Raw genomic sequence first — 16365 nt, 5'->3', positions numbered from 1 at the left:
CGTCCGGCAATAACCGGCGCGGGTCGCGTATCGCTGGACTGGTCTTCGATGACGATACGCCGCGCGCTTCCCGCGTTCGCCGCTTTGCTGCTCGCCTCCACCGCCTGTCCGGCGTTCGCCAAGGAACCGCCCGCCTGCGCCGAGGATGAGGACGGCCAATGCGACGACGAACCGAATCGCGCCGTCCGCGCTGCGCTCGATCAGGTCGTCAGGACGAGGGACGAAGCCCAGGTCGCCGCGGCGCTCGCCGCGATCGACGTCGTTCTGCGCCATCCGGACAAGCTGTCGAGCGCCAACCGCTCCGACATGGGCACCGAATATTGGATGTATTTCCGCACCGAAGATCGCGAGCCCGGCGACGCCGACCACAGCCGCGTCGTTACCCGCATGCGCGCCGAGGCCGACCGCTTTCATGCCGCAGGCAATTATCGCGCCGAACTGCTGTTCCTCGACTGGATGAAATATGGCTTGCCGTTCGACGAGCGCCTCGCCCACGCGCGGCTGATCCACCGCCGCGCCGCCGAATATGGCATGCTGGACGGCCGCGCTGCCGACCTCGCGCGCCTCGTCATCGAATCTGCGACCAACGATATGCTGCGGGAGGGGCGCTATGAGGAGGCGGTGCGGGCGCTCGACGACACCTTCGCCGAACTCGACGCGGCCGGGCTGGACGCGCCCGATATCGACCTGCTCCGCCGCTATTCCGAGGCGCTGACACTGGTCCGCCGCGACGAGGAGGCCGACCGGACCTTCGACCGGCTGGTCGCCCGGCTGGAAGCCGTGCCCGCCGAGCAATTCGGGCGCGAGCAAGACCTGCAACTCGCGCACAACCAGATCAGCTATTACCGCAATATCGTCGGCCGCTTCGCCGCGTCCGAAGCCCCCGGCGCCTATGCCGCGGTCGAGGCGGAGAAGCTTTTCGGCCGTACGATCATCAACACTCAGAAGGCGCGCTATAATTACGCCGTCGCGCTGCTCGGTCAGGGCAAGGCCGCGGAGGCCCTGCCCTTTTTCGAGGAGGCGCTGCCGCTCCAACTCGCGGAGGAAAAGGGCAGCTGGACCGACGGGACCACCGATACGATCATCCTGCTCACCACGCTCGCCCGTGCCCGCGCGCAGGTGGCGGGGCGCGAGGCCGACGGCCTCGCCGCCGCGATCGAAGCGGCGAACCGCCTGCGCCTGAAACGCGACGCGCGGCTGAACGCGTCCAACGACGCCAATCCGGCGGTCGCCGCGCTCGCCAAGGCCGTCGCCCGCGGCACCCGCCGCAATCCGCAATCGAGCGCCTATGACGTGGTGATGTTCGCCGGCTGGGCCGCGCGCACCGACAAGGTCGATGCGATGGCGCCGGCCTTCCTCGCGGCGCAAGACCTGACGCTGACGGATGCAGGCGACGCGATCAACGAGGCTGCGGCGCGCGACATCGCGGGTGCCGGACCGCTCGGCGACCTCGTTCGCGAGCGCCAGGATGCGGCGCAGGCGGTCGTGTCGCTGACCCAGCGCTACCGCGAGCAATCGCTCGGCCGCGACGAGGGCCGGACCGCGGCCCTCCGCGCCGACCTCGACGACGCCGCCGCGCGCCTCGCGCCGCTGGACGCCCGCATCGCCGCCGAATTCCCCGACTATGCGACGCTCGTCGCGCCGAAGGCGATCGACATCGCCGCGGTGCAGAAGCTGCTCGCCCCCGACGAGGCGGTGCTGATGCTGCTGCCGTCGGAGGGCCATCATTATGCCTTCGCCATCTCGAAGAGGAAGGCGCTGTGGCACCGCGTCGACAATGGCGCGGCGCCGATCGCCGCCGACGTCGCGCGGCTCAAATGCCGGATCGACGAGAATAGCTGCTCGCTCGCCGACTATAATGCGCTCGGCGAGGCCGAGGCACGCGGCGCGCCGAGCGTCATCGATGAACGCTATCCCCGCTACGACCGCGCCGCCGCCTATCGCCTCTACCAGCAATTGATCGCCCCGGTCGCCGCCGCGCTGCCCCGGAACGGCCGCATCTACAATGTCGTCAGCGGGCCGATCGCCGGGCTGCCGCTCGCCGCGCTGATCGCGAAAGCGCCGCAGGGCGACCCCGAAAGCGGCGCGGCGGCAGACCTCGCCGCGACCCAATGGCTCGGCAAGCGCTACCGCTTCATCACCCTGCCCTCGGTCAGCGCGCTCGCGCTCGCGCGGCGCGACGAGCCTTCCGCCGCCACGGCAGCGCGCCCGCCGCTCGTCGCCTATGGCGCGCCGACCCTGCTCGGCAGCGGCGAGGCGGCCACGGCCGGCGAGGATCGCGGCGCCGGCCCGCGGCGGCGCGGCGGCGTCGGCGTGCGCGGCAGCGGCTTCACCGCCGCGAGCGGCGACAAGACGATGGCCTCGGTCGACAAGCTCCGCCGCCTGTCGCCGCTCCCCGGCACCGCCGCCGAGCTGACGCGGCTGTCGGCGACGATCGGCAAGGGCCGCGGCGCGCGCATCGGCGCCGACGCGACCGAAACCGCGGTCAAGGCCGATGCCGAGCTGCCGCGCGCGGTCACCGTCGTCTTCGCGACGCACGGCCTGCTGCCCTATGAAATGGGGATCGGCTCCGAACCCGGCCTCGTGCTGACCCCGCCGGGCAAGGCGAGCGTCGAGGACGATGGCCTGCTCACCGCCAGCGAGGCGGCGAACCTGTCGCTCAGCGCCAAATGGGTCGTGCTCTCGGCGTGCAACACCGCGACCCCGGGCGCCGAAGCGGGCGCGAGCGGCGAATCCCTGTCGAGCCTCGCGCGCAGTTTCCTCTATGCGGGCTCGGACAATCTGCTCGCGAGCCACTGGCGCGTCGCCGACGACGCGACCGCGGCGCTGATCGTCGAGGCGCTGTCGAACGAGAAAGCGACCCCCGCGACCGCGCTCGCCGCGGCGATGGAGGCTGTACGCACCGGCAAGCATGCCGACGGCAGCGCGGTCGAGGGATGGAAGCCGCATTGGGCGCACCCGGCAAGCTGGGCGCCCTTCACGCTGGTCACCAACCGGGATCGATAGGGCTTATGCCGCGCGGCGACCCCCGCGCTTCTCGGCGCGCCCGGCCTCGGCGATCGCGATCGTCTCGGCGACCGGATAAAGGTCGCGGTCCTCGCGCTCGATCCGCATCCCCAGCGCGTGCAGGATGCCCGTCGTCTCGGCGCAGAAGTCGGCCCAGCAGGCAAGCGCCGCCTCGTCGGTCCAGCGCCGGTCATAGGCGTCGAAATCGCTCGCCAGATGCCCCATCTCGTCGACGAATTCCTTCGCCATGCGGTTGATCGCCGCATCGCCTGTCGCGCGCAGCCGCGGATAAAGCGCCCAGTCCTCGCATTTCAGATGGCGCACCAGCGTATCGCGCAGCATCCCGCGCACCGCGGTCAGCTCGGTCGCGCGCGGCGGCTGCGGCGCGGAAACCATCTCCATCAGGAAGCGCGACAGCGTGGTGAGCGCCGCATGCTCGGCGCGCAACCGCTCGATCTCACGTGTCTTCGGCATCAGCCAATTCCCGGTGCGAGCGGTCCCTCGAAGACCGCCCTAACCCGCCGCTGTAAAAAGAGCGTAAAGGCGGCCTTGTCCATGGCCCGCGACCCGCGCGCCTGAGCTTTACGCCCCAGCCGGCAGGAGCCGCGATGAAAGGCGATCCGACTGCCGACGCCTGCTGAACGGCGGGTGGACCGGCAGCCGATTGACCGCGCAATTAGGTTTTGACGCCATCGGCTGGTAGCGCTACCAAATCACCGCAAGCCGCGCTCGAACGACGGCTGATTGGGAGGTCCTTGGATGAAAAAGGCGATGATGCTGGCCGCGACAATGGCGTCGATAATCGTGCCCGCAAGCGCTATGGCGGCGCCGCGCGGATTGCCCGTCGGCACATGCATCAACATGGGCAACAGCCTCGAGCCCCCGACCGAGACCGGATGGGGCGGGCATCGCATCGCCGATAGCGATTTTGCCAATATCGCTTCGGCCGGTTTCAAGACCATTCGCTTGCCGGTGCGCTGGGACAGCCACGCCGGCAAGGAGCCGCCCTACACGATCGAACCCGCCTTCCTCGCGCGGGTGAAGCATCTGGTCGGCGCGGCGCAGGCGGCGGGGCTTAACGTCATCCTCGACAGCCATAATTTCGAATCGATGCACAGCGATCCGCTGGGCAGCGCGCCGCGCTTTGCCGGGATCTGGAAGCAGATCGGCGCCGCCTTCGCCGACCAGCCCACCAAGAGCTTGTGGTTCGAGCTGGAGAATGAGCCGCACGACAAATTCACCAACGCCAACCTGCTCGAAGCGCTGTCGCCCGCGCTGGCGGCGGTGCGCGCGACCAACCCCGACCGGCCGGTGATCATCGGGGGTGAATTCTGGAGCGGGATCGATTCGCTCAAGACGCTGACATTGCCCGACGATCCGCACGTCTATCCGACCTTTCACTATTATGAGCCGTTCGATTTCACCCATCAGGGGGCGACATGGGTCGATCCGGCGCCGCCGCTGGGACGCGCCTATGGCAGCGCCGACGATGCGGCGCGGCTGGTGCGCGATGTGCAGAAGATCCGCGATTACAGCGAAAGGACCGGGCTGCTGCCGTTCATGGGCGAAACCGGCGCGCATACGACGGTGCCGCTCGACCAGCGCGTGCAATATCATGCCGCGGTGACCAGGGCGTTCGCGCCGCTCGGCATCGGCATGTGCACCTGGGCCTATACCAACACCTTTCCTTTTTACGACAGCGACAAGAAGGCGTGGCTGCCCGGGCTGCGCGCTGCGATCGGGCTGCCCGAACCGGCGAGCGCCGCGGCGCCCGCTGCGGCGCCCTCGGCGCCCGCCGACGAGCGCCAACCCACGCCCGCGTTGCAGGCGCTCGACGACAGTCTGCCGGGGACGCTGATCAACGATCCCTCGGCATTGAACTGGGCGACCTACGGTACGATCCTGAAGTCGAAGATCGTCAAGTCGCCCGACATCCCGGGCGGCGGCGCCGCGATGCAATTTGCGCTGCAATCGCTGGGCGTCGCGGCCTATGACGCGGGCGCGAATGTGCCGATCCGTACCGGGTTGCGGAGCAAGGGCGATTATGTCGCAGCCTTCTGGGCGCGCACGGTCAAATCCGACGCGCCCGACGGCAAGGGCCGGATCGGGGTGCGCTTCCAGCAGAATGTCGCCCCCTACGCCGGGTTCGGCGACACGGCGCTGACCGTCGGGTCCGAATGGCAGCTGTACGAAGTGCCGGCGACCGCCGACCGCGACATCGCCAAGGGGCAGGCGGTGCTCGGGCTGCAACTGGCCGGCGCGCGGCAGACGATCGAGATCGGGCAGGTGATCATCGTCGAAGGCGCGAAGTCGCTCCGCCAGACGGCCGCGACCGCGGCCCCCGCCGCCGACCCCGAACTGCCGCCGCAACTGGTCGGCAAGGGCAATCTGCTCAACGACCCGGCGAAGCGCGACTGGGCGCTGTACGGGACCACCCAGGTTGCCAAGGCGACGACGACCAACGTCTATGGCCGCGTCGCGACCTTGCTGACGGTCAGCAGGGCGGGCGCCAACGCGTATGACGCCGGCGCCGCGGTGCCGCTGCGCGACGCCATCGCGAAAGGCGACCGGCTCCGGATCGCGGTGCTGGCGCGCACGGTGTCGGCATCGACCCCCGACGGGCAGGGCAGGCTGGCGATCCGGGTGCAGCAAAATGCCGCGCCCTATGAGGGGTTTGCCGACAATGTGCTGACGGTGGGTCCGAATTGGCGGCTCTATCAGATCGGCACCACCGCTTCGCTGGCGATGGCTGCCGGCACGGCGCAGCTGGCGCTGCACACCGCCGGGGCGGCGCAGGCGATCGAGATCGGCCCGGTCTATGTCTTGCGCGAAGCGGGCGCCGCCGCGAGCGAATGAGCGCCGACAGCCCGTTTGCGACCCGCACGCTGGCAGCAGGGGCGGCACGGCTGGTGCTCGTGCCCGAGGCGGGCGGCGCGATTGCGGCGTGGCGGATCGGCGACCAGTCGATGCTGTACGAGAGCGGGATCGCGGCGGCGGATTGGAATCCGCTGGCAATGGCGAGCTTTCCGCTCGTTCCCTATTCGAACCGCATCGCGGACGGCTGCTTCCTGTGGGATGGCCTCGCGCATCGGCTGCCGCCGAACAAGGCCGGCTTCGCGCATCCCTTGCACGGCGTCGGCTGGCTGCGCGGGTGGACGGTCACCCAAAGCAGCGCCGACCAAGCCGTGCTGCGATACGAGCATGATGGCGATGCGGACTGGCCGTGGGCCTTCTCCGCCGAGCAGCGCTTCGCCTTGGCGCCTGCGCAGCTGACGGTCGATCTGACTGTCACCAATCGCAGCGACGCCACCGCGCCGCTGGCGATCGGGATGCATCCCTATTTCGACGCCGCCGGCGCGCATCTGCAATTCACCGCGGGACAGATGTGGCTTGCGGGCGCCGACCAATTGCCGGTGCGCGCCGTAACGCCCGATCCGAGCAGCGACTTTGCGGCGGGGCGGGCGGTCGCGGGCCGCGAACGCGACAATTGTTACGACGGCTGGGACGGCCGCGCGACCATCTGGTGGATCGACCGCCCGCTGGCGCTGCGCATCCAGTCCGACCTGCCATGTGCGGTGGTCTATACATCGGTCGATACCGATTTCTTCTGCTTCGAACCCGTGCCACACAGCAACAATGCGCTGAACCTTGGCGCGGCGGGGCGGCCCATGCCGGTCGCCGCGCCCGGTGAGACGATCGGCGCGCGCATTGTCCTTGATGCATGGGAGCGGACATGACCGAAGGCGGCGCGCCGATCCGCACTGTCGTGATCGTCGGTGGGGGCACCGCCGGCTGGATGGCCGCCGCCGCCGCGGCGCGGTTCCTGAACGACGGCCAGCGGCGGATCATCCTGGTCGAATCCGACGCGATCGGCACCGTCGGAGTCGGCGAGGCGACGATCCCGCCGATCCGCGACTTCAACCGCATGCTCGGCATCGACGAGGCCGAGTTCCTTCGCGAAACGCAGGCGACCTTCAAGCTGGGGATCGAGTTCGTCGACTGGGGCGCGCTCGGCGAGCGCTACCTCCACCCCTTCGGCGACCCCGGGCATAATTTCGAAGGCATCGCCTTTCACCAGTTCTGGCTCAAGCATCGGTGCGATCCGCGGATCCGGCCGTTCACCGACTATTTCATCACGGGGGCCGCGGTCCGCGAGGGCGGCTATGCCCCGCAGAGCGGCGACCCGCGCTCGCCCCTGCACCAGATGGCGGCGGCCTATCATTTCGACGCCGCACTGTACGCCGCCTTCCTGCGCCGCCGGGCCGAAGCGGACGGGGTCGAGCGGATCGAGGGACGGATCGAAGGCGTCGATCGCGACGCGGAAAGCGGGCATGTCACGTCGCTGCGCCTCGGCGACGGACGCGAGGTCGCGGGCGATTTCTTCATCGATTGCTCGGGCTTCGTCAGCCTGCTGCTCGGCCGCGAAATGGGGGTCGGCTATCGCGACTGGTCGCAATGGCTGCCGTGCGACCGGGCGATGGCGGTGCCGTCGGCGCGCGTCGATCCGCTGATCCCCGCGACGCGCGCCACCGCGCACGGTTTCGGCTGGCAATGGCGCATTCCGCTCCAGCACCGCACCGGCAACGGCATCGTCTATGGGAGCGCCTATGCCAGCGATGACGAGGCGCGCGCGACCCTGCTCGCCCATTTGGACGGCGAGCCGCTGGCCGATCCGCGCCCGCTGCGCTTCACCGCGGGGGTTCGCGAGCGATTGTGGGAGGGCAATGTCGTCGCGCTCGGCCTGGCGGGCGGGTTTATCGAGCCACTCGAATCGACGAGCATCCATCTGATCCAGACCGGGATCAACAAGCTGTTCTGGCTGTTTCCCGATATGCGATTCAGCGCGGTCGAGCGCGACGAATATAACCGGTTGATGATCGATCAATATGAATATGTCCGCGACTTCATCGTCCTGCACTACAAGGCGACCGCGCGCCGCGACACGCCCTTCTGGCGCGACAGGACGGCGATGGAGATCCCCGACAGCCTGGCGCAGAAGATCGAGCTGTTCCGCACCAAGGGCCGCATCCGCCGCTTCGACCATGACCTGTTCGGCATCGCCAACTGGGCGGCGGTCATGCTGGGGCAGAATATCCTGCCCGAGGGATATGATCCGCTGGTCGATGCGACCGATGACGCAAGGATCATCGCCGCGATGGAGCGGATCGCGTCGGTGTTCGATCAGCAGGCGCGCGCGATGCCCAGCCACGCCGACTTTATCGCCCGACTAGTGGCGCGCTAACGCGGCCCCATCAGCCCGCGCAGCACGAAATTGCGGATCGTCTCATCGCGCTCGGGCGACGCAGCGCCCTGCACGCCCTGGGCATGCGGCGGCAGATGATCGGCGGCGGCCGCGCCCTCGTCGCCGAAGATGAAATGCTCGAACCATGTCCGCCATGCGGCGCGTTCGGCAGCGGGCAGATCGCGGATCGCCAGCAGGCTGTGCGCAAAGGCGAGCAAGGGCGAGCTGCCGGCGCCGGCATCGCACCAATAATTGACCATCAGGTTGAGCGGACCGGTGGCGCGGATGTTGTGCCACCAGAGCGAGGGGATGAAGATCGCATCGCCCGGATCGAGCGTCGCGACCGCTGCCGCGGCCATCGCCTCGGCGAAGCGCGGGTAACGCGCGAGGTCGGGATCGTCGACCGCGACCATGCTCACCGGCTGCCCCGCCGGGGTCTTGTTGAGCGGGCCGAGATAGAGGTTCGCGACCTGTTCGGGCGGAAACAGCACAAAGCGGCGGATGCCCGCGACGACGACCGCGATATTGTCCGACTGATCGAAATGGGTCGCGATGTGCGAGGCATTGCCGGTCCACAGCCGCGGGATCGCGCCCGGGGCCGCGACCGGCAAGGGGTGATCGGCGAGGAAGCCGGGCATGAAATCCGCCGCCGGGGTCGACCCCGCGTAAAAGCTCGGCGGATCGGCCAGCGTGCTCGCCCACAGCAGCCGGTCGAGCAGTTCGGGCATCGTCGCCTGCTCGGTGCGGAAGTTGAAACCGGTCATGTCGCCACGATAGAAATAATGGCCGTGCGTCCCCGCCGGTGCGGTGAAGACATTCATCGGCGCGCCGGGGCCGTAGCCGGCCAGCCGCTCTGCCAGCGCCGCGACGCCCTCTCGTCCCGCCGCGACCAACGGCCAGTCCGCGGTCAGCCCCCGCAACACCAGCGGCCGGCCGTTCGCCGCCTTCAGCGCCGCCTGTGCGGCCTCGGCGTCGCGGGCATCGACCTCGGCAACCGGCGCGGCGCGGGTGAGCCAGTCCTTCATGGGCAGGGGATGATGACATCCGCCACCGACGCCAACCGCACCTCGGCAAGGCTGAAGCGTGCCGCGCCGTCGGTCGTCAGGCGAAAAGGCGTCTCGACCCTGGTCATGTCGGCCCCCTTAGCAGCAAAGCATTTCAGCGGCACGCCATAGCTGCGCCACTGGCCCGCGGTTGCGGCGGAAAATGCCGCAAAGGGAATGGGGGTGCGATTGACGGCCAGCGTTGCCGGCTGCTCCGGCGGCTGGTCGACGCGCATCGTCGCGACCAGCAACAGGTCGCCGTTGCTCTCGCGCGACAGATCGACCGGGGCGTGGCTCGACACTTCGACCGTCGCCGGGCCGCCGGCGATGGCGAACTGGCGCGCGCCCTCCTGGACGACATGGTCGGTCGCAGTGACCTTCACGCGCCCGCCGAGCGCCGCGGCGGGGACCGAGGTGATCCGCGTCGTGTCGCCCGCGCCGTCGAGCACGCGCAGCGACCAGGACGCGGCGGGAATGCCGCGCGCGAACCAGACATTGCCGCTGTCGCTCGTCTCGACGCCGGGCTCTTCGGACAGCGTCGTCCATGGCGCGCGGTCGTTCAGGCCCAGCCCATAGCCGAAGGGAAACAGGACCGGGCCGTCGGCGCGCGCGGTGGCGGGCCAGGCGGTCGGCAGCTTGCCGGTGAAATCGAACCGCGGCTTGCCGTCCTTGCCGGCGACTAGAACATCAGCGACGCCGCCGCCTTCCGAGCCCGGCAGCCAGGCGGCGACGAAGGCGTCGGCGACGTTGAGCTCGGGGTTCATGAACAGCGGCCGCCCGCTGATCATCACCGCGATCACCGGGATGCCCGCAGCCTTCAACCTCTGCATCGTCGCGAACGGCGCGCGAAGCTCGGGGCGGAGCTGGAGCGTCTTCAGGTCGCCCTGAAATTCGGCATAGGGTGTTTCACCGAACACCACGATCGCGGCGTCGGGCTTCTTGCGGTAGGCGCCGCCCGGCGCCAATTCGGCGCTGCCGCCGGCGGCCCTTACGGCCTCGTCCAGCCCCTTCCAGATCGAGGTGGCGCCCGGAAAGTTGGCGTTGGTGACGTCCGTACCCTGCCAGGTCAGCGTCCACCCGCCCGATTGGCGGGCGATATCGTCGGCGGCATCGCCGGCGACGAGAATGTGGCTGCCTGGCTTGATCGGCAACACCCCGCCCTGATCCTTCAGCAGCACGAGCGACTTGCGCACCGCCTCGCGCGCGATGGCGCGATGCGCGGGCGCGCCGAGCAAATCCCATTGGCCGGCATAGGGCCGGCTCGACGGCTTGCCTGCCTCGAACAGCCCGAGCCGCATCTTGACGCGCAGGATGCGCGCGACGGCATCGTCGATCCGCGCCATCGGCACCGTGCCGTCCTTCGCCTGCGCGACGAGCGAGGTCCACATCGCCTTCCAGCTGTCGGGCGCCATCACCATGTCGAGCCCGGCGTTGATCGTCTGCGGGCAGGAGGCGTTGGTGCATCCGGCGACCTGGCCGTGGGCGTTCCAGTCGCTGACCAGGAACCCGTCGAACCCCATATGATCCTTGAGCAGATCGGTGAGCAGCGATTTGTTGCCGGTGTTTTTGACCCCGTTCCAGCCCGAAAAGCTGACCATGATCGTCGCGACGCCCTGTTCGAGCGCGGGGACGTAAGGCGCGCCGTGGATGTCGCGCAATTGCTCTTCGCTGATCCGCGCATCGCCCTGATCGCGGCCGTCGACGGTGCCGCCATCGGCGAGGTAATGTTTGGTCGAGGCGATGACATAAGGACCCTTGAGCAAATCCTTGCCGGTCGCCGGACCCTGGAGTCCCTGCACCATGCGGCCGACATATTCGCTGACCAGCGCCGGGTCGGACGAATAGCCCTCATAGGCGCGGCCCCAGCGATAATCCTGCGGCACGGTGACGGTCGGGGCAAAGGTCCATTCCATGCCCGTCGTGCGGATTTCGAGCGCGGTCGCGCGGGCGATCCGCTCGATCAGATCGGGATCGCGCGCCGCGCCGAGGCCGACATTATGCGGGAAAATCGTCGCCCCGACGATGTTGCTGTGACCATGCACCGCATCGGTGCCCCAGATGATCGGAATGCCGACGCCGCCGTTCGAGGTGTCGACCGAGGCCGCATAAAAGGCGTCGGCCAGCGCGAGCCATTTTTCGCGCGGCGCCAGATCGTCGTGGCCGGGACCGCTGTTGCCGCCGTTGAGGATCGAGCCGAGATGATAGGCCTTGGCCTCCTCCGGCGTGACGCTGCCGATGTCGGCCTGCACGATCTGGCCGACCTTTTCCTCGACGGTCATTCGCGCGATCAGCGCGGCGAGGCGGGCTTCGGTCGCGGCATCGCGCGGCTGCGGCCAGTGCGGCTTGGGCCAGAGCGCGGGATGCGCCGTCGCCTCGGGCGGGACCGGCGCGAGCAGGAGCTTGCCCGCGTCGGCGGACGCCGCCGACCGCGTCGGGCCCCCGGCCTGTGCGGCGCAGGCGCCCAGCACCAGCGGCATCAGCCATAGACTTTTGCGCATCATCATCCTCTCTTGGCGATTCAGGTCGGCACGCGCGCCGGCGCGGCGCGGGCGATGGTGGAACGGACGACGGCGTCGGGCAGCGCCCATGCGGTCGGATCGACGCGGCGCGGCGGCGGGCCAAGCGCCATCAGTCGGGCAAGCCACTCGCCGGGCTGGATCGGGCTGAGCTCGTCGATCGCCACACGGCCGCGCGCGGCAAAGGCCGCGCCTATTTCGGCGAGGCCCGGCGGGCCGTCGGCGCCCGGCGCTGTGCTGAGGCCACTCCAGTCGGCGAGCGCGCGATAGGCGATCGCGGCGCGGCGGTCATATTCGCGCTGCTCTTGCCCGCCACCGTCGGGACGCGGCAGCAGCGCGATCAGCCGCAAAATATCCTCGAGCGCGACGCCGAGGCCGACGCCATCGGCGGTCGGCGCGCGCACGGCGGCTTCGCCGATGGCGACGGCGTTGCCCAGCCAACAGCGGCCGAGGCAGCCCGGGCCGCGGGCGGTCGCATCGGGGGCGAGCGCGGCGCGCCAAACGGGGGTCTGCCAGACGATCCCGCCGCCTTCGTAAGCCAGCCGCTCGTCGCCCTGCGCGCCGCCGCCGTCCGGCGACATCGAAAGCGACAGCTTCGGCAGCCAATCGGACCAATCGGTCCATCCGGCCCCGAGCGCCGTGAGCAGGCGCGAGCGCGGACCGGCGGCGTCCACATAGAGATCCGCGCGCAGCCATGCGCCGCCATCGGCCGAAAGACCCGCGACCGCGCCATTGTCCGCCGTGACGGTGACGTCGGCCACCGCCGCGATGTCGATATCGAGCGCCGCCGCCATCTCGCCGAGCAGGCCTTGATAGGCAGCGATGTCGAAGCGTGGGCCGAAGCCGCCCTCGTCGCCGCGCGCTTCGCGCAGCGCGAGCAGCATCGCGGCGAAATCAGGCGCGCCTTCGCCGTCCTCGAGGCGGTGGCGCAGCCAGATGTGATGCAGCGGCACGCCCTCGACAAAGGGGATCGCCGCGGTGCTCGCTTCGCGAACCGCCGGCTGCCCGTCACGGACATAGTGGCGCAGATACGCCGGATCGGCGTTGGTCCGGCGCGCGAAGAGCCGGGGGTCGAGCCCGATCTGCCGGTGGAAGCGATGGATGATCGGGCTCGCCGCGCCCAGCCGGTTGAGCCAGCTGTCCTCGTCGCCCGGCAATTGCACCAGCCGGACCGCGGCGCCCGGCAGCGCGCGGCGGAGCGCAATCGCGGCGGCCAGCCCGACGACGCCGTCGCCGACGACCAGCACCGACCGCGTCACGCCCGCCGCTCCGCTCATGCCGCTTCCCACGCGCCGGCTTGCCGCAGATAGTCGCCATGGTCGGGCCATGCCGCGACGCGCTGGCGGATCGCCTGATCGAGTTCGGTGAGCGACTTCGCCAAACGGTCCGGCGCCGGCGTGTCGGCGCGCTGGTCATAGGATATAGGCACGACCCCCTGGCCCAAATAGACCGCGACCCAGCTCGCCTCGAGAAACAGGCCCTGCGTATAGAGCTCGACGCGCCCGCTCGTCCGCCAAAGGTCCATCTTGCGCTGCAGCGTTTCGGGCACCGCCATCGTGCGGACATGGTTCCAGAAATCCGAATCGTCGCGCCGCGTGGCGTGATAGTGCAGGATCAGGAAGTCGCGGATGCGGTCATATTCACGGTCGACGAGCGCGTTGAAGGTGTCGCGGTCGGACGCGTCGATGCGGCGCTGCGGGAACAGTTCGACCAGCCGCGTCACCGCCTGTTGCACGAGGTGGATGCTCGTCGATTCGAGGGGTTCGAGGAAACCGCTGGCGAGGCCGATCGCGACGACATTGCGGTCCCAGCTTTTGGTCCGCCGCCCGGCGCGAAAGCGCAGCACGCGCGGATCGGCGAGCGGCTCGCCCTCGATCGCGCCCAGGATCGCGCCGCAGGCTTCGTCGTCCGACAGATGCGCGCTCGAATAGACATAGCCGTTGCCGACGCGGTGCTGGAGCGGGATGCGCCAGCGCCAGCCGGCGGGCATCGCGGTCGCGCGGGTATAGGGCTCGATCGGCCCGTCGGGCGCGGTGCACGGCAAGGCCGCGGCGCGGTCGCACGGCAGCCACTGCGACCAATCCTCCCACGGCGAGCCCAGCGCCTCGCCGATCAGCAGCGCGCGAAAGCCCGAGCAGTCGACAAACAGATCGCCCGCGATGGTCTCGTCGCGGTCGGTGCGCAGCGCGGCGATATCGCCGCTTGTCCCGTCGCGGTCGACGCCGACGACCTTGCCCTCGCTGCGCCGCACGCCGTGCGCTTCCGCGAAAGCGCGCAGCATCGGCGCCATGCGGGTCGCGTCGAACTGATAGGCATAGCTGTAGCTGCTATCGAGGAAGTCGCCGCCTGCGGGGATCGGCGCAAAGCGCCTCGCGCGCGACGCGACGATCGGGAGCGAGAAGTCGCAGATCGGCGGGACACGGCCCGCGGCCTTCATCCGCAGCCAATAATGGTGGAAGCCGACCCCGGCGATGTCGGTGCCATAGGCGCCGAAGGGATGGATATAACGCTCGCCGATCGCACCGAAATCGACAAAGTCGATGCCGAGTTTGAACGTCGCGCGCGTCTTGCGCATGAAGTCCATCTCGTCGAGGCCGAGGCGGCGGATGAATTCGCGCAAATGCGGCAAGGTCGCCTCGCCGACCCCGACGATGCCGATCTCTTCGGATTCGACGAGATGGATGTCGGCCTGTCCAGGCAGCAATTTGGCGAGCGCGGCGGCGGTCATCCAGCCGGCGGTGCCGCCGCCCAAGATGACCACGCGGACGGGCTCGGGCCGGATCAAGGCCGGGCGTCCGTGCGCGCCGCGTGCGGGCCGATTACCGCGCCGGTGAACAGCCCGGCGCCGACGGTGGCAAGCACCGACGCATCGACGTCGGCGGCCAGCGTCTGCCAATCCGCTGCCCCGGCGGCGCGCCATTGCAGCGCGGCCTTGTCGCGGTTCAGGCGGATCCGCAAATCGATCGCGGCGGCTGGCCTGGCGCCGAGCGTAGCCTGCTTCACGACCACGCCCTCGGCGGGTTCCGTCGCCGCGCCGCGGCGCCGCAGCACGATCGCGTCGCCGCCCGCCAGCCGCTCGCGGCCGAAGAAGAGAAAATGATTCTCGTCGGTGAGCGCGAGCAGCCCCGCGCGGTCGCCGGTGGCGGTGGGCGCAAAGGTGACGCGGGTTTCAAACACCGCGTCGTGATGGCGCAGCCGCTTGCCGACGAAACTCGGCTGGTCGAGCGACCCAGCGGCGACCGGACGGGCGGTCAGCTGCAGCGCGCCCTTGCTCCCCGACAGGCTCCACCAGGCGCGACCCTGCGGGGTGCGGAGCATCATCCAGTCGAGCGCCAGGCGCGGATCGTCGAAGTCGTCGCGCCATTGGCCCAGCGTGTCGCCGGCGAAGGCAGGCAGGGCCGGGCGCTTACCGGTCGGCGCGATCGGCGTGCCGGAGGGCAGGATCAACGGCCAGCCGTCCTTCCATTGCACCGGCAACAGGAAGGTCTCGCGCCCCAAATTGGTCTGCTGCCCCGCATAGGGGCGCGTCGCGAGAAAGACCGCCCACCAGCTGCCGTCGGCAATCTGGACGAAATCGGCGTGGCCCGTCGCCTGCACCGGCCAGGGCCGACCTTCGGGCAAGTCGCGCTGGGTCAGGATCGGGTTGGCCGGCCCGGGGCGATAGGGTCCCGTGACCGTCTCGGCGCGGTAGATCGTCTGGCTGTGCTGGTCGGCGGTGCCCCCCTCGGCCGCGGTCAGATAATAATAGCGCCCGACCTTGTAGATATGCGGTCCCTCGGCCCACACCGGCTTGTCGGCAGCGTGCACGCCCTTGTCGACCAGCAAGGTGCGCGTCGGCGCCATCTTCATCGTGGCCAGGTCGATCTGCTGCAGCCACAGCGCGCGGTGCCCGTCATATTCGGGCGGCCCCGGCGGCGCGTCATTATAGGCGATCCACGCTTTGCCATCATCATCGACGAACAGCGACGGGTCGATGCCGCCGAAGTCGAGCCAGTGCGGATCGGACCAGGGTCCGGCGGGATCGTCGGCGGCCAGGATGAAATTGCCGCCGCAATCGATGCAGGTGTTGACGATAAAAAAGCGCCCGCCGTGGTGGCTGATCGTCGGCGCGAACAGTCCGCGCGTGACGCCGACCTTGCCGATCGTCAGCTGGCTGGGGCGGTCGATGGCGTTGCCGATCTGGCGCCAATGGACAAGGTCGCGGCTGTGATAGACCGGCAGGCCGGGGAACCAGCTGAAGGTCGAATTGACCAGATAATAGTCGTCGCCGACGCGGACGATCGAGGGATCGGGCTGGAAACCGGGCAGCACCGGATTGGCGAAATCCCCCGGTCCGGCCGTCGCCGATTCGGCATCGGGCGTGCCCGAACAGGTCACATAGTCGAAGCTTGCGACGGGCGGCACGTCCGATTGGGCCGCGGCGGGCGTCGCCGCCAGAGTCCAAGCCGCCCAGGCAATATAGCACCAACCCCGCAACGCGCCTCTCCCCTCCATTCGTCCGGTGAGGCTGCGGCCCCGCCCGGCGACGGATTTTCTGATCGCCAACCTTGACACGACC

The 16365-nt window shown here is 69.4% G+C and carries 11 protein-coding genes; 4 read left to right on the top strand and 7 right to left on the bottom strand.

Features of this window, described 5'->3' with window-relative positions:
* The first annotated feature begins 48 nt into the window (after positions 1-48).
* Positions 49-3006: a CHAT domain-containing protein gene (locus ATE67_RS07440; RefSeq protein ID WP_058816092.1), complete on the top strand. Its 2958-nt coding sequence runs from the start codon at positions 49-51 to the stop codon at positions 3004-3006.
* Between the two features lie 3 nt (positions 3007-3009).
* Here the strand turns inward: ATE67_RS07440 and ATE67_RS07435 are convergent, their stop codons facing one another.
* Positions 3010-3480: a hemerythrin domain-containing protein gene (locus ATE67_RS07435; protein WP_058816091.1), complete on the bottom strand. Its 471-nt coding sequence runs from the start codon at positions 3478-3480 to the stop codon at positions 3010-3012.
* Positions 3481-3719: 239 nt separating this feature from the next.
* A complete protein-coding gene (locus tag ATE67_RS21650; protein ID WP_197411911.1) occupies positions 3720-3869 on the bottom strand; it encodes a hypothetical protein in 150 nt (49 codons plus the stop codon).
* Here ATE67_RS21650 and ATE67_RS21345 point away from each other — a divergent pair.
* Genes ATE67_RS21345 through ATE67_RS07420 form a run of 3 tightly spaced genes read left to right on the top strand, consistent with a single transcriptional unit; the run spans position 3868 to position 8248 of the window.
* On the top strand, positions 3868-5862 hold the full coding sequence (locus ATE67_RS21345; protein WP_231728078.1) for a glycoside hydrolase family 5 protein: 1995 nt from the start codon (positions 3868-3870) through the stop codon (positions 5860-5862). The two genes, ATE67_RS21650 and ATE67_RS21345, sit on opposite strands and share 2 nt — an antisense overlap.
* Entirely contained in the window at positions 5859-6743 is an 885-nt protein-coding gene (locus ATE67_RS07425) for an aldose 1-epimerase (protein WP_058816090.1), read from the top strand. The genes ATE67_RS21345 and ATE67_RS07425 overlap by 4 nt, the downstream gene beginning before the upstream one ends.
* Complete coding sequence (locus ATE67_RS07420) at positions 6740-8248, top strand: tryptophan halogenase family protein (protein WP_058816089.1); 1509 nt, start codon at positions 6740-6742, stop codon at positions 8246-8248. The genes ATE67_RS07425 and ATE67_RS07420 overlap by 4 nt, the downstream gene beginning before the upstream one ends.
* Here the strand turns inward: ATE67_RS07420 and ATE67_RS07415 are convergent.
* From ATE67_RS07415 to ATE67_RS07395, 5 genes are read right to left on the bottom strand one after another with little or no spacing between them, the layout of a single operon-like run.
* Positions 8245-9273 carry a cupin-like domain-containing protein gene (locus ATE67_RS07415; protein WP_082660259.1) on the bottom strand — a complete coding sequence of 343 codons (1029 nt, stop codon included), beginning with the start codon at positions 9271-9273 and terminating at the stop codon, positions 8245-8247. The genes ATE67_RS07420 and ATE67_RS07415 overlap by 4 nt on opposite strands.
* Positions 9270-11792 carry a glycoside hydrolase family 3 protein gene (locus ATE67_RS07410; protein WP_231728077.1) on the bottom strand — a complete coding sequence of 841 codons (2523 nt, stop codon included), beginning with the start codon at positions 11790-11792 and terminating at the stop codon, positions 9270-9272. The genes ATE67_RS07415 and ATE67_RS07410 overlap by 4 nt, the downstream gene beginning before the upstream one ends.
* 17 nt (positions 11793-11809) lie before the next feature.
* Positions 11810-13084, bottom strand: coding sequence for a tryptophan 7-halogenase (locus ATE67_RS07405; protein WP_058816088.1), 1275 nt, complete (start codon positions 13082-13084; stop codon positions 11810-11812).
* Positions 13081-14592: a tryptophan halogenase family protein gene (locus tag ATE67_RS07400; RefSeq protein ID WP_197411910.1), complete on the bottom strand. Its 1512-nt coding sequence runs from the start codon at positions 14590-14592 to the stop codon at positions 13081-13083. Before ATE67_RS07400 ends, ATE67_RS07405 begins: the two co-directional genes overlap by 4 nt.
* Positions 14589-16283, bottom strand: coding sequence for a glycoside hydrolase family 43 protein (locus tag ATE67_RS07395; RefSeq protein ID WP_231728076.1), 1695 nt, complete (start codon positions 16281-16283; stop codon positions 14589-14591). Before ATE67_RS07395 ends, ATE67_RS07400 begins: the two co-directional genes overlap by 4 nt.
* Positions 16284-16365 lie beyond the last annotated feature (82 nt).

The sequence above is a fragment of the Sphingopyxis sp. H050 genome, assembly GCF_001468265.1.
Classification (GTDB): domain Bacteria; phylum Pseudomonadota; class Alphaproteobacteria; order Sphingomonadales; family Sphingomonadaceae; genus Sphingopyxis.
This window is presented reverse-complemented; position numbering and strand designations above follow the sequence as displayed.

What these genes read in the sequence shown, in the direction of transcription:
- ATE67_RS07440 (WP_058816092.1), top strand. Translation starts at nt 49, where the DNA reads ATGACGATACGCCGCGCGCTTCCCGCGTTCGCCGCTTTGCTGCTCGCC.
- ATE67_RS07415 (WP_082660259.1), bottom strand. Translation starts at nt 9,273, where the DNA reads ATGAAGGACTGGCTCACCCGCGCCGCGCCGGTTGCCGAGGTCGATGCC.
- ATE67_RS21650 (WP_197411911.1), bottom strand. Translation starts at nt 3,869, where the DNA reads ATGTTGATGCATGTGCCGACGGGCAATCCGCGCGGCGCCGCCATAGCG.
- ATE67_RS07435 (WP_058816091.1), bottom strand. Translation starts at nt 3,480, where the DNA reads ATGCCGAAGACACGTGAGATCGAGCGGTTGCGCGCCGAGCATGCGGCG.
- ATE67_RS21345 (WP_231728078.1), top strand. Translation starts at nt 3,868, where the DNA reads ATGGGCAACAGCCTCGAGCCCCCGACCGAGACCGGATGGGGCGGGCAT.
- ATE67_RS07410 (WP_231728077.1), bottom strand. Translation starts at nt 11,792, where the DNA reads ATGATGCGCAAAAGTCTATGGCTGATGCCGCTGGTGCTGGGCGCCTGC.
- ATE67_RS07420 (WP_058816089.1), top strand. Translation starts at nt 6,740, where the DNA reads ATGACCGAAGGCGGCGCGCCGATCCGCACTGTCGTGATCGTCGGTGGG.
- ATE67_RS07425 (WP_058816090.1), top strand. Translation starts at nt 5,859, where the DNA reads ATGAGCGCCGACAGCCCGTTTGCGACCCGCACGCTGGCAGCAGGGGCG.
- ATE67_RS07405 (WP_058816088.1), bottom strand. Translation starts at nt 13,084, where the DNA reads ATGAGCGGAGCGGCGGGCGTGACGCGGTCGGTGCTGGTCGTCGGCGAC.